Below are 23,769 nucleotides of genomic sequence, written 5' to 3' on the forward strand. Positions count from 1 at the left end.
TGCTTTGCAGCCCATCGCCGGCAAGCCAGCTCCCACCTTGATTGCATTGGCTTCAGGCCCTGTGCAGTGCCTGTGGGAGCTGGCTTGCCGGCGTTCGGGGCCTAACTGGAGGAACCGGATTCCGCTATCCCACCTCCACCAGCAGTCACCACCTGTACCGACAACCGCGGCGTCGCCAGGTCCAGCCCGGCTTCATCCAGCTGCCGCTTCAGCGCCAGGTTGAACGCCCGCGACACTTCCCACTGCTTGATCGGCGCGGTCTTGAACCGGGCCCGCAAGATCGCCGACCCCGATTCGAAACTCTCCACGCCTTGCAGCTCCAGCGGTGACCAGATGTTGCGGCGCATCAATGGGTCATTGCGCAGCTTCTGCCCCACCTCGCGAACCAGCGTGATCGCCTGGTCGATGTTCATGCTGTGCGGGACCGCCACGCGGAAGATCGCGTAGCCAAACTCCCGCGAGTAGTTCTTGATGCTCTTGATCTCGCTGAACGGGATGGTGTGCACGATGCCGTCGATGTCCCGCAGGCGCACAGTACGGATGGTCAGCCCCTCTACCGTGCCCAGGTGCCCGCCCACGTCCACGTAGTCGTCGATGGCCAGCGAGTCTTCGATGATGATGAACAACCCGGTGATCAGGTCGGCCACCAGCGATTGCGCACCAAAGCCGATGGCCAGGCCGATCACACCGGCACCGGCCAGCAGCGGGGTCACGTTCATGCCCATGTTGGCCAAGGCGACAATCACCGCAATGATGAAGATGACCACGAACAGCACGTTGCGGATCAACGGCATCATGGTTTGCGCACGAGCGTTCGCCAGGCCCCGGCGCGAACGCACCAGGGCGTGGTGCACGGCGGTGTCGGCAAGGATCCACACCAGCCAGGCGACGATCAGCGTGCCGGCCAGGCCCAGCAGGCGCAGGCTCACTTCATGGCCGTCGCCCTCGGCAAAGCCGATCATCGACAGGCCCCACACCCGCAGGCCCAGTTCGATGAACACCAGCCAGATGAACAGGTGCACCAGCAGGTAGCCGAAGTTGCGCAGGCGTTCGGCATACACCGCCTGGCGCTTGTTGGCGCGTTTGGGGTTGGCGGCGTGGCGGCGCACCAGGCCGTTGAGCACCATGCACACCACCACCAGCACCGTGCACATCAGCGACTGGCGCAGGGCGGTGCTGGTGTCACCGGCCGAGACAAAGGTGGCGAACAGCGAAATGGCCACCAGAATCAGCGCCGGTATGAACCAGAAGCTGCCGAGGATCTCGATGGTGTCGCTGAGGGTTCGCCGGGTCAGGCGCCGTGCCAGCGGCTGGTTGCGGATCAGGTGGGCGATGGGGCGGCGGAAGCGCAGGATGAACAGCCCGGTGCACAGTGCGGCGATGACGTTGGCCAAGGTCGCCAGGGCATGGGCCAGGTGGGTCCCCAGTGCGACCAGCATGCGCGGGTCGCTCATGGCCTCGCCAAACGCTGCGAAGCTGCCGATCAGCCACAGCGGGCGAAATGCCTGATGCCGCAGGATATGCAGGGCGCGGTGGCGGTGCGGGCCGTCGAGCAGCGAGAAGGCGATCACGCAGATGGCCGAGAAGCAGGTGCCGACGACCAGTGCGTAGGCCAGCACCATGGCCAGCGATTTACCCAGTGACGGTGGCAGCACAACGCTCAGGTACACGGTGAACACCAGCGCCACCAGCCAAGGGCCGAGCTTGCGCAGGGCAAAGCGCACCAGGTCCCAGGTACGCGGGTGCTGGGGCAGTTCTTCGCTCAGGCCAAAGCGCAGGCGTATCCGGTGGCCGACCCAGTTGAAGGCGTAGGCCAGCACGCTCCACACGGCAATGACGGCGGCAAAGCCGAACAGGATCGCCGGCCACTGGTGCACCGGCACTACCAGGTCGGTCAGTTCGGCTTGGGCTTGTTCGATTTCTGCCGCCCAGCGGTGAAACGGGCTGGCATCGCCGCTGAACTGTTTTTCAAAATCATGCAGCGCGCCGCCAATCAGGCCGAGCACGCCCTGTTCCACGCTGGGCTGCGATTGCCTGGTGGCGTCGCGCAGCTTTTTAAGATCGGCCAGCAGCTTGGCCCGCTGCTGGTCGTTTTCCAGGTTCTTGATCACTTCGTCCAGCGACTTGCCCAGCGGCTCGGTAGCCTCCGGTTGCGCGGGCGCACTGCCGCCCAGCAGGCCGGGCAGGCCCGCTGCCTGTACCGGAGTGATGAACAGCAGCAGGAGAAGGAACAGGTAACGCAGGAGGGCAGGCACGGGCAAATCTACCTCAGGTCAAACGATTGACCGAGTGTAGAGGTTTATGTCGGCAGTTTCTCGAGGATCTTCCAGCAGGTGAGGCCAAAGATACCCAAGGTGCCGATCCACATCATCAGTACACCGATATTGCGCTCGCGCATGCTGAAGCCAATGGTCAGCAGCAGCAGGAACAGGAACACCGGCACGAACAGTGACAGGAACGGTGACATGGACAGCAATCCTTTTGCAGTGGGGCCATGTAACAAGCATAGCGCTTGGCAAGCGAGGCGGGATTGACCTTGAGCAGGCCCGGCCTCTTCGCGGGCTTGCCCGCTCCCACAGGTTCAGCGCAGTTCCCGAAGGTTGTGCGGTCCCTGTGGGAGCGGGCGAGCCCGCGAAGAGGCCGGGCCTGCTTACATCAAGGCAGCTCGCGGCTTCGGTAGAAGGCAGTCAGTACCTTCACCAGGTGCGCCAGGTCGTGGCTGCCGCACAGTTCGCGAATGGAGTGCATGGCAAAGGTCGGCAAACCGATATCCACCGTGCGCACGCCCAGGTGGCTGGCTGTAATCGGCCCGATGGTCGAGCCACAGCCCATGTCGCTGCGCACCACAAAGCTTTGTACCGGCACTTCCTCGGCCATGCACAGGTGGCGGAAGAAACCGGCGGTTTCGCTGTTGGTGGCGTAGCGCTGGTTGTTGTTTACCTTGATCACCGGCCCGGCGTTGAGCTTGGGCCCGTGGTTGCCATCGTGCCTGTCGGCGTAGTTGGGGTGCACGCCGTGGGCGTTGTCGGCCGACACCATCAGCGAGCGCTGCACGGTGCGCACGTAGGCGTCGCCATCGGGCAGCAAGCGCTGCAGGGTCTGCTCCAGCATTGGGCCGTCGGCACCGCAGGCCGAGCTGCTGCCGACTTCTTCGTGGTCGTTGCACACCAGCACGCAGGTTTCGTCACTGTCGGCGGCCAGCAGGGCTTGCAGGCCGGCGTAGCACGACAGCAGGTTATCCAGGCGCGCCCCGGCGATGAAGTCGCCGTTCAGGCCGACCAGCGCGGCGTCCTGGGTGTCGTAGAAGCTCAGTTCGTAATCCAGCACCACGTCTGCGATCAGCTCGTGCTCGCGGGCCAGTTGCTCGGTGAGCAGGGCGCGGAAGTCGATACGCTCGTCACCCGCTACCTGAGCCAGGATGGGCGGCAACTCGTTCTGCGGGTTGATCGCCCAGCCTTCATTGGCAGTGCGGTTCAGGTGGATGGCCAGGTTGGGGATGATCGCGATCGGCAGCTTGAAGTCGATCAGCTGGCTTTCAACTTTGCCGTCACGGCGGTAGGTGACACGGCCGGCCAGGGAAAGGTCACGGTCGAACCATGGCGCCAACAGGGCGCCGCCATACACTTCCACACCCAACTGCAGGAAGCCCTGGCGCTGCAGCTCGGGCTGCGGCTTGACGCGCAGGCACGGGCTGTCGGTGTGGGCACCGACCATACGGATACCGTTGAGCAACGGTGCCTGCTTGCCCAGTTTGATGGCGATGATCGACGAGTCGTTACGGGTGACGTAGTAGCGGCCGCCAGGCACGGTGGCCCAGCTGTCGCGCTCGTCCAGGCGCTGATAGCCTGCAGCTTCCAGGCGTTGGGCCAGGCTGGCGGTGGCGTGGAAGGGCGTGGGAGAGGCCTTGAGGAATTCGATAAGGCCAGTATTCAGTGCATCGCGCATAGCTCACTCCAGACAGCAGTGGCGCGAGTTTAACGCACAATGTCGACAATATGTGTCTGCCTCTTCGCGGGCCTGCCCGCTCCCACCGGTACTGCACACATTTCCAACGCAGGGTCATCCCTGTGGGAGCGGGCGAGCCCGCGAAGAGGCCGGGACAGCCAGCCGAAAATCAGAAGGGCGCGGGGCACTCGAACTTCAACCGCTCACCGGACACTGGGTGGGTAAAGCTCAACATGGAGGCATGCAGGCACAGCCGCTCATGGGCCGCCAGTGCTTCGGGGTTGGCATACAGCCGGTCACCCAGCAGCGGGTGGCCGATCGACAGCATGTGCACGCGCAACTGGTGCGAGCGCCCGGTGATCGGCGTCAGTTCTACCCGGCAGTAGTCACCGCAGCGCTCGACGATGCGCCAGAAGGTCAGCGCATGTTTGCCCTGCTCGTGGTCCACCACATGCCGTGGCTTGGTTGGCGGGTCGTAGCGCAGCGGCAGGTCGATGCTGCCGCTGTCCAGTGCCGGTTGGCCCCAGCACAGTGCGGTGTAGGCCTTCTCGGTTTCGCGGTCGTGGAACTGCCGCGACAGCTCGCGGTGGCTGTCGGCATCGCGGGCCAGCAGGATGATGCCGGAGGTTTCCCAGTCCAGGCGGTGCACGATAAGCGCGTCGGGGTAGCCGTTTTCCTGCAGGCGGGTAATCAGGCAGTCCTTGTTATCCTCGGCGCGGCCGGGCACCGACAGCAGCAGGGTCGGCTTGTTGATCACCAGGATGGCGGCGTCTTCGTGCAGGATCTGGATATTGGACAGCGGCATTGCATGGTCTCTGTTAAATCGGGAGAAAAAAGCGGGGCCGCTCTGCGGCCCATTCGCGGCACAAGGCCGCGCCTACAAGGGATCGCGCTCCCCTGTAGGCGCGGCCTTGTGCCGCGAATGGGCCGCAGAGCGGCCCCGGCTTTCAGCCAGATCAGCGATCCGGCAGGGTGATGTTCAGCTCCAGAATCGAGCAGCTGCCTTGGTTTTCCAGCTCGATGTGCACGTCATCGTTGCCGATGTTCACATACTTGCGGATCACTTCCAGCAGTTCTTTCTGCAGCGCCGGCAGGTAGTCCGGCTCGCTGCGTTGGCCGCGCTCGTGCGCCACGATGATCTGTAGACGCTCTTTCGCTACCGACGCGCTGGTCTGTTTCTGTCTGCCACGAAAGAAGTCAAAAAGGTTCATGGTTTACTTGCCTCCAAACAGTCGCGCGAAGAATCCTTGCTTCGGCACTTCGATGAACCGCAGGGGCTTTTCTTTGCCCAGCAGGCGGTCGACGGTATCGCTGTACGCCTGGCCAGCGTCGCTCTGGTCGTCGAGGATGACCGGGATACCCTGGTTGGAAGCCTTGAGCACGGCCTGAGACTCGGGAATCACGCCCTTGAGCTTGATCGCCAGGATCTCTTCGACGTCGGCGATGCTCAGCATTTCGCCCTTTTCCACGCGCTCGGGGTGGTAACGGGTGATCAGCAGGTGTTCCTTGATGGGCTCTTCGCCTTTTTCGGAGCGACGCGATTTGCTCGACAGGATGCCCAGCATGCGATCGGAGTCACGTACCGAGGACACTTCGGGGTTGGTGACCACAATGGCTTCGTCTGCGAAGTACATGGCCAGGTGTGCGCCTTTCTCGATACCGGCCGGCGAGTCGCAGATGACGTAGTCGAAGGTTTCCTTCAGCTCCATCAGCACCTTTTCCACGCCTTCCTGGGTCAGCGCGTCCTTGTCACGGGTCTGGCTGGCGGCCAGCACGAACAGGTTCTCAAGGCGCTTGTCCTTGATCAACGCCTGCTGGAGGTTGGCCTCGCCGTTGACCACGTTGACGAAGTCGTACACCACGCGGCGCTCGCAGCCCATGATCAGGTCGAGGTTACGCAGGCCCACGTCGAAGTCGACGATGACGGTCTTGTGGCCACGCAGTGCGAGGCCGGTACCAATGGCGGCGCTGGTGGTGGTCTTGCCCACACCCCCCTTGCCGGAAGTAACCACGAGAATCTTGGCCAAGGTGTTTCACCCCTAAAATAAGTCGGGACACGTGTCCCGGCAAAAAGCATAAAAACGGCAACAGTTAAAAAAGTTGCTCTGAAAATGACGGCAAGTATCCGTTAAAGACGGGTGATGTTCAACACATCACCGGACAGGCTGACTTGCACACCGGTGCCCCACAGAGGGTCGCGGCGCAGGTCTTCGCAAACCTTGTACTGGCCTGCGATGGAGACCATTTCGGCGGTCATCTGCTGGCAGAAGATACGCGCTTTGGTGTTGCCTTTGATGCCGGCCAGGGCGCGGCCGCGCATGGCGCCGTACACATGGATGTTGCCATCGGCCAGAAGTTCCGCGCCCGGGCTGACCGAGGCGGTAACGATCAGATCGCCACCTTGCGCGTAGATCTGCTGGCCGCCGCGCACTGGCGCGGTAATGATCCGGGTCGGGCGCACCTCGGGCTCGGGGGCGGGTGGTGGCACGGGGGCCGGCTCGGGTTTTTTGACAACCTCGGGTTCCGGCTCCAGCGGCCGCTCGCGGGCGCCGGACGGTGGCAGCACCGGCAGGTCGATGGCGATGGCGGCTGCAATGTCCTCGATGCGATTGGCGCGGATGGCCAGGGTACGCAGGCCATGGTGGCGGCAGATACGCATCAAGCCTGGCAGGTCGATTGCCCCTTCGCCGGCCGGCAGCTTGTCCAGCGCCAGCACCAGTGGCGTATTGCTGAAGAAATTCGGTGCCTGGGCAACTTTGGCCGCCAGCTGGCGGTCGAGGCCCTCAAGGTCATTGCGCGCCAGTTCCAGCACTGTGATGGCGAGCATGCTGCCCTTGAGCTGGAACACGGAGGCGGTGTCGGGTGTGTGGTTTGGGCTCATGGTCTGCATAGACGGCTTGTTGCGAAAAAAGTGCCCTGATTTATAACGAGAACACCGGTTGCCCGCAACATACGCTGATCCGTTGTAGAATGCGCAGCCTTTGTCTTTCCGGAAGCTTCAATGGAACGCCCGCGTTTTCGCCCCTATTTCCTTCACCCAAAGTTCTGGGGCCTGTGGCTGGGCCTGGGCCTGCTGTGGCTGGTGGTCCAGTTGCCGTACCGGGTCCTGTTGAAAGCCGGTGCCGCGTTGGGGGCCGTGATGTATTGCTTTGCCGGCGAGCGTCGGCGCATTGCCGCCCGCAACCTAGAGCTGTGCTTCCCGGAGCTGTCGGTCGACGAACGGCGCCGTTTGCTCAAGGCCAACTTCGCTTCTACCGGTATCGCCTTCTTCGAAATGGCCATGAGCTGGTGGTGGCCCAAGGCCAGGCTGGCGCGCCTGGCCCATATCGAGGGGCTGGAGCACTTGCAGGCCGCCCAGCAGGCGGGGCAGGGCGCCATCCTCATGGCCGTGCACTTTACCACCCTGGAAATCGGCGCCGCGCTGCTGGGCCAGCAGCACACCATCGACGGCATGTATCGTGAGCACGGCAATGCGCTGTTCGACTTCATCCAGCGCAGCGGCCGCGAGCGGCATAACCTCGATTCGCTGGCGGTGGAGCGCGAGGACGTGCGCGGCATGCTCAAGCTGCTGCGTTCGGGCCGGGCGATCTGGTACGCACCGGACCAGGACTACGGGGCCAAGCAGAGCATTTTCGTGCCGCTGTTCGGCATCCCGGCGGCGACGGTAACCGCCACCACCAAGTTCGCCCGATTGGGCAAGGCACAGGTGATTCCGTTCACCCAGAAGCGCCTGGAGGATGGCAGCGGCTATCGTCTGGTCATCCACCCGCCGTTGGCGGACTTTCCCGGCGAAAGCGAAGAGGCCGACTGCCTGCGCATCAACCAGTGGGTCGAGCGTGTGTTGCGCGAGTGCCCCGAGCAGTACCTGTGGGCGCACCGCCGGTTCAAGTCGCGGCCCGAGGGTGCGCCGCGGCTGTATGACAAGAAAAAGCGCTGAAATTTTTGCTGTGAGTGCCGGCCCCTCGCGGGGCAAGCCCGCTCCCACGGGTTTTCTACACGGCCTGAGGGAGCAGGGATACCTGTGGAAGTGGGCTTGCCCCGCGAAGAGGCCGGTACTGACAAAGTGAATCCAGGAAGGAAGCCATGGCCCCACCCCCGGTAACCGGTCTTATCCTTTCTGGCGGCGGCGCCCGCGCCGCCTATCAGGTCGGCGTATTGGCCGGCATCGCCGAGCTGCTGCCCGCCGGCGCACATAATCCGTTCCCGGTCATCGTCGGCACCTCTGCCGGTGCCATCAATGCCGTCACCCTGGCCAGCGGCGCCACCCACTTCAACGACGCCGTGCAGCGGCTAACCGCCTTCTGGCAGAACTTTCGCAGCCATCTGGTCATCCGCAGCGACTGGCCCGGTGTAGTCCGTCAGGCCAGCCGTTTTGTCGGCCACAGCCTGCTGGGGCTGGGCGGCCAGGCGCCAGTAGCGCTGCTGGACAGCAGCCCGTTGCGCAGCCTGCTGGAGGCACACCTGAACCTGGATGGCATCGGCCATTCCCTGGCCGCCGAGCAGTTGCACGCGGTGGCCGTCACCGCCTTTGGCTACGAGTCTGGCCAAGCGGTCACCTTCTACCAAGGGCGCGGCACCATCGAAGCCTGGCTGCGCCACCGCCGCATCGGTGTGCCCACGCCATTGACCATCGACCACCTGCTGGCCAGCGCGGCCATTCCACTGCTGTTTGCCCCGGTGCAGCTGGGCGACGAATTCTACGGTGATGGCGCGGTGCGCCAGTCAGCGCCGATCAGCCCAGCCCTGCACCTGGGTGCCAGCCGGGTGCTGGTGGTCGGGGTCAGCGGCAACCCGCAGCGGCCAGCGCCGCCCTTGCCCACTCAGCGCGTGTTCAGCGGGCAGCAGCCCAGCCTGGCGCAGATTGGTGGGCACTTGCTTAACAGCACGTTCATCGACAGCCTGGAAGACGATATCGAGCTGCTGCAGCGGCTGAACCACCTGAGCCGGCTGCTGCCGGCGCATCTGGATGCCCGGCGCCTGGGGCTGGCCCCAGTCGAGGTGCTGGTGGTAGCCCCCAGCCAGCCGTTGGATGAGATCGCCGCCCGGCACCGGCGTGAGCTCCCGGCGGCGTTGCGCCTGTTCCTGCGTGGGCCAGGGGCGACCCGCACCAGCGGGGCGGGGGTGTTGAGCTATCTGCTGTTCGAGGCCAGCTATTGCAGTGAGCTGATCGAACTGGGGCGCAAGGATGCCCTGGCCAAGAAGCGGGAGCTGTGTCAGTTCCTCGGAATTTAATGTTGCCTGTACCGGCCTCATCGCCGGCAAGCCAGCGCCCACAGGATTACCACAGCCTTGGGCATTGTGCGCAGCTGTGGGCGCTGGCTTGCCGGCGATCGGGCCGCAGCAGGTTTACTCCGCTATCTGCAACTTGCGCGCCTGGGTGTACACATACCGCACTTTCTCGTATTCGAAAGGCGAGTTCAGCTGGCCATAGCGGAAGTTGGTGGAGTAGCGCTTGTCCACCACGCGCAGCGCGAAGATTTCCGGGTGGTCGGTGCTGGCTTCGGCCACGTTCAGGTAATTGATCGCCTGCTCGCCGGCATAGTCCACCACCAGCCCGGTGGTATCGCGCAGGTTCGATGGCCCCAGCAGCGGCAGCATCAGGTACGGCCCCTCCGGTACGCCATAGAAGCCCAGGGTCTGGCCAAAGTCCTCGCTCTGGCGCGGCAGGCCCATGCTGGTCGCCGGGTCCCATAGCCCACCCACGCCGATGAGGGTGTTGAACATCAGCCGTGCCGTGATCTCGGCCGAGCGCTTGGGCTTGAGCTGCAACACGCTATTGAGCAGGTTTGGCACGTCGCCGAGGTTGTTAAAGAAGTTGCTCACCCCCGTGCGCACGAAGCGTGGCGTGACGTACTGGTACCCATTCACCAGTGGCAGCAGCACCCACTGGTCTAGCCGGTAGTTGAAGTGATACACGCGCCGGTTGATCGACTCCAGCGGGTCGTACACGTTCAGTGCTTCCAGGGTTGAACGCTCGAACTCGCGCTGGTCCAGCCCCGGGTTGAATTTCAGCTCGCGCAGCGGGTCGATGAAACCATCGGCTTCGGGCACCAGTGGAGCGGTACCGATCACCTGCGGGTCGGCCTCGACCACGCTGGCCCGGGGCGCGGTCTCGGCGGCCAGGGTGTGGCCAGCGGCAAGCAAGGCAGTGGCGAAGAGGAGTTTGTTAACCACGGAAGAACTCCAGCATGGCGTCACTGTTGACGCGATAGTTGAGGTTGCCGCAATGGCCGCCATGGGGGTAGAGGGTCAGCCGGTCACCGAACACCTTGCGCAGGAAACCGATGTCGCCCGGGCCGAGAATGACATCGTCGGCGTTGTGCATCACGGCGATCTTGTCACTGTCACGCAGGTAGTCTTCCAGGGCATACAGGCTGGTCTGGTTGACCAGTTGCAAGATGCTGTTGCCATCGGTGCGGGCGCGCCACATGGGGATTACCTGTTCGGTCATGTAGCAGTCAAAGTCGCATTGCAGGGCACGCTTGAAAAACGGCGTGAGGCTGCTGCCTTCGGTGATCGGGAACTTCGGCGGAATGATCAGGCCGCGGCGGTTGATCAGGTCGGAAGTGAAGGCGATGTCCGCTGCCGAGAACCGGAACGAAGTGCCGATCAGCATGGCCATCTGTTCGTTGGACAGGTGCTGTTTCGACTGCTGGAAGTCATAAAGCAGGGCGTCGTTCAGGTCGATGTAGCCTTTGTCCTGGAAGTAGCGCGTCAGTTTGGTCAGCATCAGCTCATAGAAGGTGGTACTGCGATCGATGCCTTTGACCTGGGTCTGCACCAGTTTGTCCAGGTTGTTGATCGAGGTGTACAGGTTGACCGGCGGGTTCAGCAGCAGCACGCGCTTGAAGTTGAAACTGCGGCGGGTTTCGTCCAGGTGGCTGACGAACGCGGCGTCGAGCGCACCCAGGCTGTAGCCGGTGAGGTAGAAATCGCTGACCGGCAGGCGTGGATGCTGGGCGCGCACGGCCTGCATTACCCGGTACATGTCCTCGGCGTCTTCCCGGCTGACGCCGGGGGTGGCAAAGCGTGACGCGGCGCTCATGAAGTCGTAGCTGGTGGGCGACGACAGTTGCACCACGTGGAAGCCGGCCTGGTAGAACAGCTTTTTCAGGTATTCGTTGATGCTGCTGGTGTACGGTGCGCCGGTGCCGGCAATAATGAAGATAAGCGGCGCTTCGCGGTCTTGGCGGGCCAGGCGGTATTTGAGCTTTTTCACGGCCCAGAAATTGTCGGGCAACGTGAATTCACGCTCGGGGCGCAGGTTGAGGCTGTAGTCCGACTGGGTAATGTCCTCGTCGCTGGGCAGGGTAGGCCGCTGATCCGGCGGCGTGGTGGCGATGGTCGCCTCGAACGGGTTGGTCAAGGGGTAGCCGTAGCTGGCAGCGTCGATATCCCGCGCTGAAGCGGCCACCGCCATGAGCAGGCTACCCAGCAGGGCAGCGAGGCGCAAAGATCGATGCATGTAATCCCCCAAAAGAACGCAAGGTCGAGCAGTGTGCAGGCTAGGACCACAGCCAACCGGGCAAAGTTGCCAGTTGCGGTGGCCTTTGGTGTGCTTGTTATTTGCAACATAGCTGCAGGGTTGTGATTTTGCCTTACAACCGGGCATAAGCGATCATGGATGCTTTCGATTACCGCTATTGGAGAACAGGATGTCTCGTTCAGTGCCGGCTGCGCTGCTCTTGCTGTTTCTGGGGCTGTGGCTCGCTGCCAGTTATGGCGTGCGTTATGGGCTGATGGAGGATGGCCAGTGGGTAGGGCTGTGCACATTGCCTGCGGCGTACTGGCAGTGCGAGGTGCGCTCGCTGCTGGGGCTAGGCATTCACCACCAGGTGCTGGCCTGGGGCGGGCTGGGCCTGGCGCTGCTGTCGCAGTTCGTGCCTGCGCGGGCCGGCTGGTGGCTGGCGGTGTTGGCATTGGTATTCGCGGTGCCGGCGCTGGTGCTGTATACCGCCAGCATTGCCGTGTTTGCGCTGGTGTTGGCGGGGTTGCGCCTGGTCAGGAGACCGCAGCAAGGCTGACAGGGGCGCGAAGCGGCCCCCGGGCATCAAGCCTGGCGCACCCGCAAGCTGCGCCACAATGCGGCTGTCATCAGCACACTCACCACCGCCCAACCCCAGGCCTGCTGGTTTTCCAGCCCTTCCACGAACAACTGCGGCGCCACCCCGGCCCCGACAATGAACGCGAGCAACGCCACCTCCGCCCGCCGCGCGGGCACCGGCCACAGCACATACACCAGCGCCGGCAACGCCAGCGCGGCGCTGGGGAAGCTGCGGTAGCGCGGGTCGAACACCATTGCCAGCATGCTCACCGCCGCGGCAAAGCCCGCCGCCAGCAACAGCCAGCCGGCCCGCGCCTGCAGCCAGGCGAACAAGCGCACGCGCCAACCGGCACGCTGCGCCAACGCCAGCAGCGCATGGGCCAGCACCAGCACGTTCAGCCCGGCCAGTGCAACGGCCCACAGCCACTCCCCGGCAAAGCGTGCATGGGTGCGCATCAGCTCGCCCCACAGCCCCAGGCAACCCGCGCCAAACGCCGCCAGCAATGGCAGCAACAAGGCAGCCTGCGGGCTGGCGGGGCGCCCGGCAAGCAACAACATGCCCGCCATCAACAGTGCACTGGCCAGCAACCACTGCGGCCAGTCCTGCAGGTTGCTGACCGGCCCCTCCAGTATGCCCTTGTCCTGCCGGTCGGCATCGTAAAGCCCCCAGTAACCGCCTACCGCCCCTTCATTGGCACGCTTCCATGGCTGGTCGAACGCTTCGATCAGGTTGTAGTGCCAGCCGTTGCTTTCGGCCAAGGTTACAAAACCGCGGATGAAGCGCGCCTCGTTGACGCGGCTGGGTACGGCGGTCTCGCGCTGGCGGCCTTCGCTGGGCCAGCCGGTTTCGCCAATCAGGATGTCCTTGGGCGCAAAGCGCGTGCCGAATACCCGCCGCACATCGGCGACGTGGGCCAGTGCATCGTCAATGCCGCGCGGGTCGTCTTCCCAGTAGGGCAGCAGGTGTATGGTCAAAAAATCCACCGCCGGCGCCACCTGCGGGTGCTGCAGCCAGAACTCCCACACATCCGCGTAGGTCACGGGCACCTTGACCTGGCTTTTCACCCGGGCGATCAGCTTGGCCAGGTGCGCGCCGGTAACTTCTTTGCGCAGCAATGTCTCGTTGCCCACGATTACCGCGCTGACCACATCGGGGTTGGCGTTGGCGGCGGCGATCAGCAAGTCGATTTCCCGGTCGGTGTCGGCCGGGTGAGCGTTCACCCAGGCGCCCAGCATCACTTTCAGCCCATGCTTGCGGGCCAGCGCCGGGATGGCCTCAAGGCCGGTCATGGAATAGGTGCGGATGCACTGGAAACGCTCAGCCAGCAAGGCAAGGTCGGCGTCCATCCGTGCCGGGCGCAGGCGAAACGGCTGGTCATACGGCGACTGGTCCTTGTCGAACGGCGTGTACGACGCGCATTGCAACTTGTGCGTCGGGCTGGCCGCATCGGGCAGGTGCACCGGCTTGCCAAGCCCGTACCAGAGCCCGGCGAGCCCGGCCAGGGCCAGCAGGCAGGCAAGCAGGTAAAGCGGCAGCAACAGGCGGGCAGAACTGGGCATCGGGCGGTCCATCGTCAGGCGCAAAAGGGTAGATAGTAGCCCGGCGCCAAAGCTTTGGCATGCAAGGATCGCGCAGGCGGGTGTAGGCCAATGACGCTAATGGCACAGTGCTGTCGCATATGGGGCGGGTGCAGGTCGCTGCTGGATCAGGTCGACCTGTATTGCAGGCAGATGATGCAATCTCCAAGACCTGACGAGGGGATGCTTTGATGGCGACTTTGAAAAAAATGCGACGGTTCCTGGGTGTGGGCACCGCCCTGGTAATGGCCATGGGCGCTGCACAGGCAATGGCTAAAGAAGTAAGCATTGGTTACGTGGATGGTTGGGCCGACAGCGTGGCGACCACCAACGTGGCCGCCGAAGTGATCAAGCAAAAGCTCGGCTACGACGTTAAGTTGCAGGCTGTGGCCACAGGGATCATGTGGCAGGGTGTGGCAACCGGCAAGCTCGATGCCATGTTGTCCGCCTGGTTGCCGGTGACGCATGGTGAGTACTGGGCCAAGAACAAGGACAACGTGGTCGACTATGGCGCCAACTTCAAGGACGCCAAGATCGGCCTGATCGTCCCCGAGTACGTCAAGGCGGCGAGCATCGCCGACCTCAAGACCGATAGTAGCTTCAAGCAGAAGATTGTTGGCATCGACGCGGGCTCCGGCGTGATGCTCAAGACCGACCAGGCGATCAAGGACTACGACCTGACGGGTTACAAGCTGCAGGCCAGCTCGGGCGCGGCGATGACTGCGGAACTGGGCCGTGCCTATGCCAAGCAGCAGTCGATTGCAGTGACCGGCTGGGTCCCGCACTGGATGTTCGCCAAGTGGAAACTCAAGTTCCTCGAAGACCCGAAAGGCGTGTATGGCGCGGCAGAAACCGTGAACAGCATCGGCAGCAAGGAACTGGCTACCAAGGCACCAGAAGTGGCGGAGTTCCTGAAGAAGTTCAGTTGGAAGTCCAAGGACGAGATTGGCGAGGTGATGCTGGCGATTCAGGAAGGGGCCAAGCCTGAAGCGGCGGCCAAGGATTGGGTGGCCAAGCACCCTGATCGCGTGAAGGAGTGGACGGGTAAGTAGCGTTTGCCGTTGCTTTTTTAGCGCCAGTTAGATCGAGCGCCGCCTGCGCGGCGCTCGTTTTATGCCCGACCGCTAAACCGAAGCCGGTCCCATTCCAGCCCTGCCCCCATCTTTTCTTTGTTACGCAACCGGTAAAACACCGTTGCATCTAAGACTAAGGTCGTCTGGTTGCCGTCCAACAGCCGCATAAAGTAAGGGCGTGGGTTTCACCCCTACCTGTGCTGCTAGGACAAAAACAATGAACGACAGCATTTACCTCTCGATACAAAACAGCCCCCGTTTCAAGGAGCTGGTCACCAAACGCGAACGGTTCGCCTGGGTTCTCTCGGCGATCATGCTCGGCCTGTACTGCGGTTTCATCCTCCTGATCGCCTACGGTCCTCATCTGCTGGGCGCCAAGCTCAGCCCTGAGTCGTCGATCACCTGGGGCATTCCCCTGGGCGTCGGCCTGATCGTTTCGGCATTTGTCCTGACCGCCATCTACGTACGCCGCGCCAACGGCGAATTCGATGAGCTGAACAAGGCCATCCTCAAGGAGGCGCAACAATGATTCGTCACGCCAAAGCCCTGGCCGTACTGGCCTGCGGAGCCTTTGCACCCGCCGTGTGGGCAGCCGATGCCCTGACCGGCGAGGTGCAGAAACAGCCGCTGAACGTTGCCGCGATTGCCATGTTCGTGGCCTTCGTCGCCTTCACCCTCGGTATTACCTACTGGGCCTCCAAACGCAACAAGTCGGCGGCGGACTACTATGCTGCCGGTGGCAAGATCACCGGCTTCCAGAACGGCCTGGCGATTGCCGGCGACTACATGTCGGCTGCCTCCTTCCTGGGTATTTCCGCCCTGGTGTTCACCTCTGGCTACGATGGCCTGATCTACTCGATCGGCTTTTTGGTCGGCTGGCCCATCATTCTCTTCCTGATTGCCGAGCGCCTGCGTAACCTCGGCAAGTACACCTTTGCCGACGTGGCCTCGTACCGCCTTGGGCAGAAGGAAATCCGTACCCTGTCGGCCTCCGGTTCGCTGGTGGTGGTGGCGTTCTACCTGATCGCGCAGATGGTCGGTGCCGGCAAGCTGATCGAACTGTTGTTCGGCCTGGACTACCACGTCGCGGTGATCCTGGTGGGGATCCTGATGTGCCTGTATGTGCTGTTCGGCGGCATGCTGGCCACCACCTGGGTACAAATCATCAAGGCCGTGCTGCTGCTGTCCGGTGCCAGCTTCATGGCGCTGATGGTGATGAAGCACGTAGGCTTCGACTTCAACACCCTCTTCTCGGAAGCGATCAAGGTGCACAGCAAGGGTGAGGCGATCATGAGCCCGGGTGGCCTGGTCAAGGACCCGATCTCGGCCTTCTCGCTGGGCCTGGCGCTGATGTTCGGTACCGCCGGCCTGCCGCACATCCTGATGCGCTTCTTTACCGTCAGTGATGCCAAGGAAGCCCGCAAGAGCGTGCTTTACGCTACCGGCTTCATCGGTTACTTCTACATCCTCACCTTCATCATCGGCTTTGGCGCGATCCTGCTGGTCAGCACCAACCCGGACTTCAAGGACGCCGCCGGCGCCCTGTTGGGCGGCAACAACATGGCCGCGGTGCACCTGGCCGATGCCGTGGGTGGCAGCATCTTCCTCGGCTTCATTTCGGCAGTGGCCTTTGCCACCATCCTGGCAGTGGTTGCCGGCCTGACCCTGGCCGGTGCCTCGGCGGTGTCCCACGACCTGTACGCCAGCGTATGGCGCAAGGGCAAGGCCAACGACAAGGACGAAATCCGCGTGTCGAAGATCACCACCATCGCCCTGGGCGTGCTGGCGATCGGCTTGGGCATCCTGTTCGAGAAACAGAACATCGCCTTCATGGTTGGCCTGGCGTTCTCCATTGCCGCCAGCTGCAACTTCCCGGTACTGCTGCTTTCGATGTACTGGAAGAAGCTGACCACCCGCGGCGCCATGATCGGCGGCTGGCTGGGCCTGGTGAGTGCGGTGACGCTGATGATCCTCGGCCCGACCATCTGGGTGCAGATCCTCGGCCACGAAAAACCGATCTACCCGTACGAGTACCCGGCGCTGTTCTCGATGGCCATTGCCTTCGTCAGCATCTGGTTCTTCTCGGTCACCGACAAGTCCAAGGCGGCTGACGACGAGCGTGCGCTGTTCTACCCGCAGTTCGTGCGTTCGCAGACTGGCCTGGGTGCCAGCGGGGCGGTTTCCCACTGATGCTGTAGCAGCCCCCCTGAAATGCAGAACGCCCCGCTTGCCGGGGCGTTCTGCATTTCAGGGGGGCTGCTGATAACAAAGGCCCAGTAGCCCCCAAGTTCAGGCGGACAGGCTCATATCATGCCCAATAACAACAGCACCAGCAGAATCACCAGCACGGCGCCAACGATGCCAGACGGGCCATAGCCCCAGCTGCGCGAGTGCGGGAAGACCGGTAAGCCACCAATCAGCAACAGGATCAGGATGATGATGAGAATCGTGGTCATGACGGAGTCCTTGCGTAGTTGAGGGTAAAGGGCCTCGGATTGCTGGCCTCTTGTAAAGTCGGACTGTTGCCGCTTGGCAAAGATTCCATTTGAGTATTGCCGGTATGGGATTCTTCGCCGCGCCGGGCCGGTACTGACCACACAGTCATGCCCGCCCATTCACTAGCCTGATGAACCCTGCCTGCCCACTCGGCCTTGTTTAGACTCGTTGCACCCTCACCAGAACAAGGCCAGCCACCATGCAAAACCGCATCATGATCACTGGCGCCGGGTCCGGCCTCGGTCGCGAGATCGCCCTGCGCTGGGCGCGTGAGGGCTGGCGCGTGGCGCTGGCCGATGTCAACGAAGCCGGCCTGCGCGAAACCCTGGAGCTGGTCCGCGCTGCCGGCGGCGACGGCTTCTTCCAGCGCTGCGACGTCCGCGATTACAGCCAGCTGACGGCCATGGCCCAGGCCTGCACCGAGCAGCTCGGCGGCATCGATGTGATCGTCAACAACGCAGGTGTCGCTTCGGGCGGCTTCTTCGCTGAACTGTCGCTGGAAGACTGGGACTGGCAGATTGCGGTCAACCTGATGGGGGTGGTCAAAGGCTGCAAGGCCTTCCTGCCGCTGCTGGAGCGCAGCAAGGGGCGCATCATCAATATCGCCTCGATGGCCGCGTTGATGCAGGGCCCGGGCATGAGCAACTACAACGTGGCCAAGGCCGGTGTGCTGGCTTTGTCAGAGAGCCTGCTGGTGGAGTTGCGCCAACTGGAGGTGGCGGTGCACGTGGTGTGCCCGTCGTTCTTTCAGACCAACCTGCTGGACTCGTTCCGCGGGCCCAACCCGGCAATGAAAGCGCAAGTGGGCAAGCTGCTGGAAGGCTCGCCGATCAGTGCGTCGGACATAGCTGACTACATGCATCAGCAGGTGGCCGCTGGCGAGTTCCTGATCCTGCCCCACGAAGCCGGGCGCGAAGCTTGGGCGTTGAAGCGGCAGGCGCCTGAGCGGCTGTATGAAGAAATGGCGGAAATGGCGGTAAAAATGCGCGCCAGAGGGCATTCGAAGTGAATGGTCTGTAGGGGAAATTACCCGCGAATGTAGGGTGCTTCTGATTTGCTGTGGAGCTATTGAGTAGGTGAATGCCCGCGATGCACGCTCCGTTTTTCCCTTTCGCTGGAGGAGCGGTACATGCTGGTAATAGGACGCGAAGTGGGGGAGGTCATCGTGATTGGCGATGACATCCGGATCATGGTGGTAGAAACGCGTGACGGGGTGGTGCGCTTCGGGATCGACGCCCCGAAGGCGGTGTCAGTGCATCGTGCCGAGGTCTACAGGCGCATCAAGGAGGCAGGTCAGCGTAAGGCCCGCAGGGCTTGAGGTTGCCAGTGCTGACCTCATCGCGGGCTTGGCGTGCTAATCGAGCAGCTCGCGGGGCACATCATGCTTGGCCAGCAATTGGCACTGCTGGCTTTCCGGGTCGAACAGGATGAACGCCTGGCCTTTGGCCAACGCCTGGCGTACCCGAAGCACACGGGTTTCCAGCGGGGTGTCGTCGCCATTGTCGGTGCCATCGCGGGTGACGAAGTCCTCAATCAGGCGGGTCAAGGTTTCGGCTTGCAGTTGCTCGTAGGGGATCAGCATGGTGGGCAGGTTCTGAAGTAAGTGTGGGCAATGCTACGCGAAACGTTCGGGCATTTGGGGCTGCAAAGCAGCCCCCAGGCCATCAGCCTTTATTGCCAACCAGGCTGTCCACCGCCGGCACCCGCGTGTCGCTCTCCATCTGCGCATCGTGCTCCAGCTGGTGGCTGAACCTTTCAAGCGAGGCATTGGCCGGCTGCGAGTCGCTGGCAAACACGGGCGGGCTCAACAGGTACGCCGACAGCAGCCGGCTCAACGCCGCAAGGCTGTCGATGTGCGTGCGTTCGTAGCCATGGGTGGCATCGCAACCAAACGCCACCAGCGCGGTACGAATGTCATGCCCCGCCGTTACCGCCGAATGGGCATCGCTGAAGTAATAGCGGAACAGGTCGCGCCGTACCGGCAGGTCGTGGTCGCCGGCCAGTTTCAGCAAATGCCGGGACAGGTGGTAGTCATAGGGCCCCGAAGAGTCTTGCATGGCCACGCTGACCGCATGCTCGCTGGAGGCCTGCCCAGGTGCCACCGGGGCGATGTCGATACCAACGAATTCGCTGACATCCCAGGGCAGGGCACCCGCGGCACCCGAGCCGGTCTCTTCGGTAATGGTGAACAGCGGGTGGCAATCGATCAACGGTTGTTGGCCGCTTTCCACCACCGCCTTCAGCGCCGCCAGCAACGCTGCTACGCCGGCCTTGTCATCCAGGTGGCGGGCGCTTATGTGGCCGCTTTCGGTGAACTCGGGCAGCGGGTCGAAGGCGACGAAGTCACCAATGCTCACGCCCAGCGCCTCGCAGTCGGCCCGGGTGGCGCAGTAGGCGTCCAGGCGCAGCTCCACGTGGTCCCAGCTGACCGGCATCTGGTCGATGGCGGTGTTGAAGGCATGCCCGCTGGCCATCAACGGCAGCACGCTGCCGCGCACGACCCCCGTGTCGGTGAACACGCTGACCCGGCTGCCTTCGGCGAAGCGGCTGGACCAGCAGCCGACCGGCGCCAGGGCCAGGCGCCCGTTGTCCTGCAGTTGGCGCACGCTGGCGCCGATGGTATCCAGATGGGCCGATACGGCCCGGTCGGGGGATGACTGCCGCCCCTTGAGGGTGGCGCGTATGGTGCCGCGACGGGTCAACTCGAAGGGTATACCCAGTTCGTCCAGGCGTTCGGCCACGTAGCGCACGATGGTGTCGGTGAAACCGGTGGGGCTGGGGATGGCGAGCATCTCCAGCAGCACTCGTTTGAGGTAGTCGAGATCGGGCTCGGGGTAGTGCTCAGACATATGTACTCCTTCATCGGCCTCTTCGCGGGGCAAGCCCGCTCCCACAGGTCAGTGCTGACTTGAGAGCCACCGTGGACCTGTGGGAGCGGGCTTGCCCCGCGAAAAGGCCGTCATTGATTCACGCCAAGGCCCGGCTATGCGGAAACAGCAGGTCGATAAAGCGCTCGGCGGTTGGCTGCGGTTCATGGTTGGCCAACCCGGCACGTTCGTTGGCCTCGATGATCACGTATTCAGGCTGCCCGGCATCACGCACCATGAAGTCCAGCCCAACCACCGGAATCTCCAGCGCCCGTGCAGCGCGCACGGCAGCGTCGGCCAGCACCGGGTGCAGGCGTTCGGTCACATCTTCCAGGGTGCCGCCGGTGTGCAGGTTGGCGGTGCGCCGTACCGCCAGGCGCTGCCCGGCTGGCAATACATCGTCATAGGCAAAGCCCGCTGCACGCACTGTGCGCTCGGTTTCGCCGTCCAGCGGAATGCGGCTTTCGCCACCGGTGGCGGCCTGGCGGCGACGGCTCTGGGCTTCGATCAGCTGGCGGATGCTGTGCTTGCCGTCACCCAGCACCTGGGCAGGGTGGCGAACGGCCGCGGCCACCACCTCGTAGCCGATTACCACGATGCGCAGGTCGAACCCGGCATGGAAGCTCTCCAGCAGTACGCGGCTGTCGAACTGGCGGGCGTGCTCAACGGCGCGGGTGATCTCGTCAATGCAGGTCAGGTTCACCGCCACGCCTTGGCCTTGCTCGCCATCGACCGGTTTGACCACCACCGCGCCATGCTCGTCGAGAAACGCCAGGTTGTCGTCTGCATTGCCGGCCAGCTGCTGCGCTGGCACCTGTAGCCCGGCGTTGTGCAGGGCATGCTGGGTCAGGCGTTTGTCCTGGCACAGGGTCATGGTCACGGCACTGGTCAGGTCGCTGAGCGATTCACGGCAGCGAATGCGGCGCCCGCCAAGGCTCAGGGTGAACAGGCCGCCAGCGGCGTCATCCACCTGCACGTCGATGCCCCGGCGCAGGGCCTCATCGACGATGATGCGGGCGTAGGGGTTCAGCTCGGCCTCAGGGCCCGGGCCCAGGAACAGCTGCTGGTTGATGCCGTTCTTGCGTTTGACCGCAAAGGTGGGCAGGTTGCGAAAACCCAGCTTCTGGTACAGGCGCTTGGCGTGGCGGTTGTCGTGCAAGACCGACAGGTCGAGGTAGGCCAGGCCACGGCTCATGAAGTGCTCGATCAGGTGGCGCACCAGCACCTCGCCTACGCCGGGGCGGGTGCAGTGCGGGTCTACAGCCAGGCACCACAGGCTGCTGCCGTGTTCCGGGTCGTCGAACGCCTTGGCATGGTTCAGGCCCATGACGCTGCCAATCACTGCGCCACTGTCTTCGTCCTCGGCCAGCCAGTACACCGGGCCGCCCAGGTGCCTGGGGGTAAGCAGGTCTGGGTCTACCGGCAGCATGCTGCGTGCCTGATACAGGGTGTTGATGGCCTGCCAGTCGGCCGGGTTTTGCGCCCGGCGCACGCGAAAGCCGCGGAACACCCGCTGCGCCGGCCGGTAGTCGGTAAACCACAGGCGCAGGGTGTCGGACGGGTCAAGGAACAGCTGCTGAGGGGCCTGGGCCAGCAACTGCTGCGGCGCGGCCACGTACAGGGCGATGTCGCGCTCGCCAGGGCGTTCGTCCAGCAGCTCTTCGGCCAGGCTGACCGGGTCGGGGTAGGTATGGCCGATCAGCAATCGACCCCAGCCACAGTGCACCGCGCGAGGCTGGTCATGGGGCTGGCTGCCATCGCCGGCCAGGCGCGCCTGCAGGCGCTCGTAGGACGGCGCCTGGCCGCGCAACAGACGCTGGCCGTAAGCGATTTCATGGGCTTTCATGGGTTAGATTCCTTGTTCGCTCAACCACAGGTTCAGCGCTGCCAGCTGCCACAGCTTGGAGCCGCGCAGTGGGGTGAGCTGGCCGTGTGGGTTGCTCAGCAGACGGTCGAGCATGGCCGGGTTGAACAGCCCACGGTCCTGGCTGGGGTCGGTCAGCAGCTCACGCACCCAGCCCAGGGTGGCGCCTTCCAGGTGCTTCAGGCCCGGTACCGGGAAGTAGCCCTTCTTGCGGTCAATCACCTCATGGGGAATTACCCGTCGTGCTGCCTGCTTGAGCACCTGCTTGCCGCCATCGGGCAGCTTGAAGCGCGCCGGGATACGTGCCGACAGTTCCACCAGGCGGTAGTCGAGGAACGGTGTGCGCGCCTCCAGGCCCCAGGCCATGGTCATGTTGTCCACACGCTTGACCGGGTCGTCCACCAGCATCACCGTGCTGTCCAGCCGCAGGGCCTTGTCCACTGCGTCGCGGGCACCGGGGCGGGCGAAGTGCTCGCGCACAAAGTCGCCGGCGGCGTCGGTGTCCAGCAGCCAGGGCGCCTGCACGGTGTCGCGGTACTCGGCATGGCTGCGGTCGAAGAACGCGTCGCGGTAAGCCGCAAAGGCGTCATCGGCGCCGTCCACCTGCGGGTACCAGTGATAACCGGCAAACAGCTCGTCGGCGCCCTGGCCGCTTTGCACGCCCTTGCAGTGCTTGGCCACTTCCCGCGACAGCAGGTAGAAGGCGATGCAGTCGTGGCTGACCATCGGCTCGCTCATGGCGCGGAATGCAGCCGGCAACTGGTCGATGATCTCGTGTTCGGCAATGCGCAACTGGTGGTGGCGGGTACCGTAGTGTTTGGCGATCAGGTCGGAATACTGGAACTCATCGCCACGTTCGCCACCGGCATCTTCGAACCCGATGGAGAATGTCGACAGGTCGTCCACGCCGACTTCGCGCAGCAGCCCGACCAGCAGGCTGGAGTCGACACCGCCGGACAGCAGCACGCCGACGTCCACTGCAGCACGTTGGCGAATGGCCACGGCGTCGCGGGTGGCGTCGAGCACGCGGGTGGTCCAGCCTTCCAGATCAAGCTCACGCTCATCCGGGTTGGCACCGTATTTCAGCTGCCACCAGGTCTGGCGTTCCACTTCGCCATGGCGGTCGACGCGCATCCAGGTGCCGGGTTCAAGCTTCTGCACGTTGGCCAGCAGCGTGCGCGGCGCGGGTACCACGGCGTGGAAGTTCAGGTAATGGTTGAGCGCCACCGGGTCGAGCATCGGGTCGATATCGCCACCCTTTAGCAGCGCTGGCAAGGTCGAGGCAAAACGCAGGCGCTCGCCGTTGCGCGATAGGTACAGGGGCTTGACGCCCAGACGGTCGCGGGCCAGGAACAGGCGCTGGTTGTCGCGCTCCCAGATGGCCAGGGCGAACATGCCGTTGAGCTTGGGCAGCAAGGCTGCGCCCCAGGCGTGATAGCCCTTGAGCAGTACTTCGGTGTCGCCGTCGGACCAGAAGCTGTAGCCCAGGTCCTGCAGCTCCTGGCGCAGTTCGGGGAAGTTGTAGATGGCACCGTTGAAGGCCAGTGACAGGCCCAAGGTGTTGTCGACCATCGGTTGCGCCGAGCCGTCGGACAAGTCCATGATTTTCAGGCGTCGGTGGCCGAGGGCGATCGGGCCTTGGCTATGGAAGCCCCACGCATCCGGGCCGCGAGGCGCCAGGTGATGGGTGATGCGCTCTACCGCAGCCAGGTCGGCTGGGCGAGGGGCTTGGTCGAGGGGGGTGAAACGCAACTCTCCTGCTAATCCGCACATAAGTCCTTACCGGTTTTTCCGTTGGGGAGGGGGCGCCCAGGATTAGGGCACCTTAAGGAACTGACCGGCGTGCTTTTTGAGAGTTTTAGAACGATTTGTTATATGGGGCCGCTGTGCGGCCCAATCGCC

23 protein-coding genes are annotated in these 23,769 nt (G+C 63.6%); 8 read left to right on the top strand and 15 right to left on the bottom strand.

The features are described from left to right. Window positions 1-101 precede the first annotated feature (101 nt). From OZ911_RS06230 to minC, 7 genes are all read right to left on the bottom strand, one after another. Window positions 102-2,255, bottom strand: a complete 2,154-nt coding sequence (locus OZ911_RS06230; RefSeq protein WP_024717884.1) for a mechanosensitive ion channel family protein — start codon at window positions 2,253-2,255, stop codon at window positions 102-104. A 44-nt stretch (window positions 2,256-2,299) separates the two neighbouring features. Beyond that, window positions 2,300-2,467, bottom strand: coding sequence for a hypothetical protein (locus tag OZ911_RS06235; protein ID WP_012271002.1), 168 nt, complete (start codon window positions 2,465-2,467; stop codon window positions 2,300-2,302). 188 nt (window positions 2,468-2,655) lie between these two features. Next, the gene (locus OZ911_RS06240; RefSeq protein WP_070086499.1) at window positions 2,656-3,945 is read right to left on the bottom strand and encodes a M18 family aminopeptidase; all 1,290 of its coding nucleotides are present in this window, start codon (window positions 3,943-3,945) and stop codon (window positions 2,656-2,658) included. Window positions 3,946-4,114: 169 nt separating this feature from the next. Next, window positions 4,115-4,750 carry an RluA family pseudouridine synthase gene (locus OZ911_RS06245; protein ID WP_011532730.1) on the bottom strand — a complete coding sequence of 212 codons (636 nt, stop codon included), beginning with the start codon at window positions 4,748-4,750 and terminating at the stop codon, window positions 4,115-4,117. Between the two features lie 151 nt (window positions 4,751-4,901). After that, entirely contained in the window at window positions 4,902-5,156 is a 255-nt protein-coding gene (gene minE / locus OZ911_RS06250; protein WP_003252572.1) for a cell division topological specificity factor MinE, read from the bottom strand. Window positions 5,157-5,159: 3 nt separating this feature from the next. Next, entirely contained in the window at window positions 5,160-5,972 is an 813-nt protein-coding gene (minD, locus tag OZ911_RS06255; RefSeq protein ID WP_016485323.1) for a septum site-determining protein MinD, read from the bottom strand. A 101-nt stretch (window positions 5,973-6,073) separates the two neighbouring features. Then, window positions 6,074-6,835: a septum site-determining protein MinC gene (gene minC, locus OZ911_RS06260; protein WP_060518719.1), complete on the bottom strand. Its 762-nt coding sequence runs from the start codon at window positions 6,833-6,835 to the stop codon at window positions 6,074-6,076. 111 nt (window positions 6,836-6,946) lie between these two features. On the opposite strand from minC, the gene OZ911_RS06265 reads away from it, so the two are divergent. Both OZ911_RS06265 and OZ911_RS06270 read left to right on the top strand, forming a co-directional pair. Then, window positions 6,947-7,882: a lipid A biosynthesis lauroyl acyltransferase gene (locus OZ911_RS06265; protein WP_016485325.1), complete on the top strand. Its 936-nt coding sequence runs from the start codon at window positions 6,947-6,949 to the stop codon at window positions 7,880-7,882. Between the two features lie 146 nt (window positions 7,883-8,028). Further along, window positions 8,029-9,177, top strand: a complete 1,149-nt coding sequence (locus OZ911_RS06270) for a patatin-like phospholipase family protein (protein WP_016485326.1) — start codon at window positions 8,029-8,031, stop codon at window positions 9,175-9,177. A 114-nt stretch (window positions 9,178-9,291) separates the two neighbouring features. Here OZ911_RS06270 and OZ911_RS06275 read toward each other — a convergent pair whose 3' ends face one another. After that, entirely contained in the window at window positions 9,292-10,038 is a 747-nt protein-coding gene (locus OZ911_RS06275; protein ID WP_070086500.1) for an MlaA family lipoprotein, read from the bottom strand. A 73-nt stretch (window positions 10,039-10,111) separates the two neighbouring features. After that, complete coding sequence (gene mlaY, locus OZ911_RS06280) at window positions 10,112-11,410, bottom strand: lipid asymmetry maintenance lipase MlaY (protein ID WP_016485328.1); 1,299 nt, start codon at window positions 11,408-11,410, stop codon at window positions 10,112-10,114. Between the two features lie 190 nt (window positions 11,411-11,600). Between mlaY and OZ911_RS06285 the strand changes: the two genes are divergently transcribed. Further along, on the top strand, window positions 11,601-11,969 hold the full coding sequence (locus tag OZ911_RS06285) for a hypothetical protein (protein WP_016485329.1): 369 nt from the start codon (window positions 11,601-11,603) through the stop codon (window positions 11,967-11,969). Between the two features lie 26 nt (window positions 11,970-11,995). On the opposite strand, the gene OZ911_RS06290 is transcribed toward OZ911_RS06285, so the two are convergent. After that, the gene (locus OZ911_RS06290) at window positions 11,996-13,561 is read right to left on the bottom strand and encodes a glycoside hydrolase family 17 protein (RefSeq protein WP_070086498.1); all 1,566 of its coding nucleotides are present in this window, start codon (window positions 13,559-13,561) and stop codon (window positions 11,996-11,998) included. A 197-nt stretch (window positions 13,562-13,758) separates the two neighbouring features. On the opposite strand from OZ911_RS06290, the gene OZ911_RS06295 reads away from it, so the two are divergent. The 3 genes from OZ911_RS06295 to OZ911_RS06305 all read left to right on the top strand — a co-directional run bounded on the left by OZ911_RS06295 (window position 13,759) and on the right by OZ911_RS06305 (window position 16,830). Continuing rightward, window positions 13,759-14,619: a glycine betaine ABC transporter substrate-binding protein gene (locus OZ911_RS06295; RefSeq protein ID WP_016485331.1), complete on the top strand. Its 861-nt coding sequence runs from the start codon at window positions 13,759-13,761 to the stop codon at window positions 14,617-14,619. A gap of 238 nt (window positions 14,620-14,857) precedes the next feature. Next, entirely contained in the window at window positions 14,858-15,169 is a 312-nt protein-coding gene (locus tag OZ911_RS06300) for a DUF485 domain-containing protein (protein ID WP_016485332.1), read from the top strand. Further along, window positions 15,166-16,830 carry a cation acetate symporter gene (locus tag OZ911_RS06305; RefSeq protein WP_016485333.1) on the top strand — a complete coding sequence of 555 codons (1,665 nt, stop codon included), beginning with the start codon at window positions 15,166-15,168 and terminating at the stop codon, window positions 16,828-16,830. Before OZ911_RS06300 ends, OZ911_RS06305 begins: the two co-directional genes overlap by 4 nt. Before the next feature lie 113 nt (window positions 16,831-16,943). On the opposite strand, the gene OZ911_RS06310 is transcribed toward OZ911_RS06305, so the two are convergent. Continuing rightward, complete coding sequence (locus OZ911_RS06310; RefSeq protein ID WP_016485334.1) at window positions 16,944-17,096, bottom strand: DUF3309 family protein; 153 nt, start codon at window positions 17,094-17,096, stop codon at window positions 16,944-16,946. A gap of 239 nt (window positions 17,097-17,335) precedes the next feature. Here OZ911_RS06310 and OZ911_RS06315 point away from each other — a divergent pair, with 239 nt between their 5' ends. Both OZ911_RS06315 and csrA read left to right on the top strand, forming a co-directional pair. After that, complete coding sequence (locus tag OZ911_RS06315; protein ID WP_060518708.1) at window positions 17,336-18,145, top strand: SDR family oxidoreductase; 810 nt, start codon at window positions 17,336-17,338, stop codon at window positions 18,143-18,145. 120 nt (window positions 18,146-18,265) lie between these two features. Next, window positions 18,266-18,454: a carbon storage regulator CsrA gene (gene csrA / locus OZ911_RS06320; RefSeq protein ID WP_016485336.1), complete on the top strand. Its 189-nt coding sequence runs from the start codon at window positions 18,266-18,268 to the stop codon at window positions 18,452-18,454. Window positions 18,455-18,490: 36 nt separating this feature from the next. On the opposite strand, the gene OZ911_RS06325 is transcribed toward csrA, so the two are convergent. The 4 genes from OZ911_RS06325 to OZ911_RS06340 form a co-directional block, all read right to left on the bottom strand. Then, on the bottom strand, window positions 18,491-18,718 hold the full coding sequence (locus tag OZ911_RS06325; protein ID WP_009682864.1) for a YheU family protein: 228 nt from the start codon (window positions 18,716-18,718) through the stop codon (window positions 18,491-18,493). Window positions 18,719-18,800: 82 nt separating this feature from the next. Next, a complete protein-coding gene (locus OZ911_RS06330) occupies window positions 18,801-19,985 on the bottom strand; it encodes an osmoprotectant NAGGN system M42 family peptidase (protein ID WP_016485337.1) in 1,185 nt (394 codons plus the stop codon). Window positions 19,986-20,103: 118 nt separating this feature from the next. Beyond that, on the bottom strand, window positions 20,104-21,849 hold the full coding sequence (gene ngg, locus OZ911_RS06335) for an N-acetylglutaminylglutamine synthetase (RefSeq protein WP_016485338.1): 1,746 nt from the start codon (window positions 21,847-21,849) through the stop codon (window positions 20,104-20,106). Between the two features lie 3 nt (window positions 21,850-21,852). Continuing rightward, window positions 21,853-23,640: an N-acetylglutaminylglutamine amidotransferase gene (locus OZ911_RS06340; protein WP_016485339.1), complete on the bottom strand. Its 1,788-nt coding sequence runs from the start codon at window positions 23,638-23,640 to the stop codon at window positions 21,853-21,855. Window positions 23,641-23,769: the final 129 nt, after the last annotated feature.

This window comes from Pseudomonas fortuita (assembly GCF_026898135.2).
Classification (GTDB): domain Bacteria; phylum Pseudomonadota; class Gammaproteobacteria; order Pseudomonadales; family Pseudomonadaceae; genus Aquipseudomonas; species Aquipseudomonas fortuita.

Bases quoted from the DNA above. Each gene is read 5' to 3' on its own strand.
- OZ911_RS06235 (WP_012271002.1), bottom strand. From the start codon at position 2,467: ATGTCACCGTTCCTGTCACTGTTCGTGCCGGTGTTCCTGTTCCTGCTG.
- OZ911_RS06240 (WP_070086499.1), bottom strand. From the start codon at position 3,945: ATGCGCGATGCACTGAATACTGGCCTTATCGAATTCCTCAAGGCCTCT.
- OZ911_RS06245 (WP_011532730.1), bottom strand. From the start codon at position 4,750: ATGCCGCTGTCCAATATCCAGATCCTGCACGAAGACGCCGCCATCCTG.
- minE (WP_003252572.1), bottom strand. From the start codon at position 5,156: ATGAACCTTTTTGACTTCTTTCGTGGCAGACAGAAACAGACCAGCGCG.
- minC (WP_060518719.1), bottom strand. From the start codon at position 6,835: ATGCAGACCATGAGCCCAAACCACACACCCGACACCGCCTCCGTGTTC.
- OZ911_RS06265 (WP_016485325.1), top strand. From the start codon at position 6,947: ATGGAACGCCCGCGTTTTCGCCCCTATTTCCTTCACCCAAAGTTCTGG.
- OZ911_RS06270 (WP_016485326.1), top strand. From the start codon at position 8,029: ATGGCCCCACCCCCGGTAACCGGTCTTATCCTTTCTGGCGGCGGCGCC.
- mlaY (WP_016485328.1), bottom strand. From the start codon at position 11,410: ATGCATCGATCTTTGCGCCTCGCTGCCCTGCTGGGTAGCCTGCTCATG.
- OZ911_RS06285 (WP_016485329.1), top strand. From the start codon at position 11,601: ATGTCTCGTTCAGTGCCGGCTGCGCTGCTCTTGCTGTTTCTGGGGCTG.
- OZ911_RS06290 (WP_070086498.1), bottom strand. From the start codon at position 13,561: ATGGACCGCCCGATGCCCAGTTCTGCCCGCCTGTTGCTGCCGCTTTAC.
- OZ911_RS06295 (WP_016485331.1), top strand. From the start codon at position 13,759: ATGGCGACTTTGAAAAAAATGCGACGGTTCCTGGGTGTGGGCACCGCC.
- OZ911_RS06300 (WP_016485332.1), top strand. From the start codon at position 14,858: ATGAACGACAGCATTTACCTCTCGATACAAAACAGCCCCCGTTTCAAG.
- OZ911_RS06305 (WP_016485333.1), top strand. From the start codon at position 15,166: ATGATTCGTCACGCCAAAGCCCTGGCCGTACTGGCCTGCGGAGCCTTT.
- OZ911_RS06310 (WP_016485334.1), bottom strand. From the start codon at position 17,096: ATGACCACGATTCTCATCATCATCCTGATCCTGTTGCTGATTGGTGGC.
- OZ911_RS06315 (WP_060518708.1), top strand. From the start codon at position 17,336: ATGCAAAACCGCATCATGATCACTGGCGCCGGGTCCGGCCTCGGTCGC.
- csrA (WP_016485336.1), top strand. From the start codon at position 18,266: ATGCTGGTAATAGGACGCGAAGTGGGGGAGGTCATCGTGATTGGCGAT.
- OZ911_RS06325 (WP_009682864.1), bottom strand. From the start codon at position 18,718: ATGCTGATCCCCTACGAGCAACTGCAAGCCGAAACCTTGACCCGCCTG.
- OZ911_RS06330 (WP_016485337.1), bottom strand. From the start codon at position 19,985: ATGTCTGAGCACTACCCCGAGCCCGATCTCGACTACCTCAAACGAGTG.
- ngg (WP_016485338.1), bottom strand. From the start codon at position 21,849: ATGAAAGCCCATGAAATCGCTTACGGCCAGCGTCTGTTGCGCGGCCAG.
- OZ911_RS06340 (WP_016485339.1), bottom strand. From the start codon at position 23,640: ATGTGCGGATTAGCAGGAGAGTTGCGTTTCACCCCCCTCGACCAAGCC.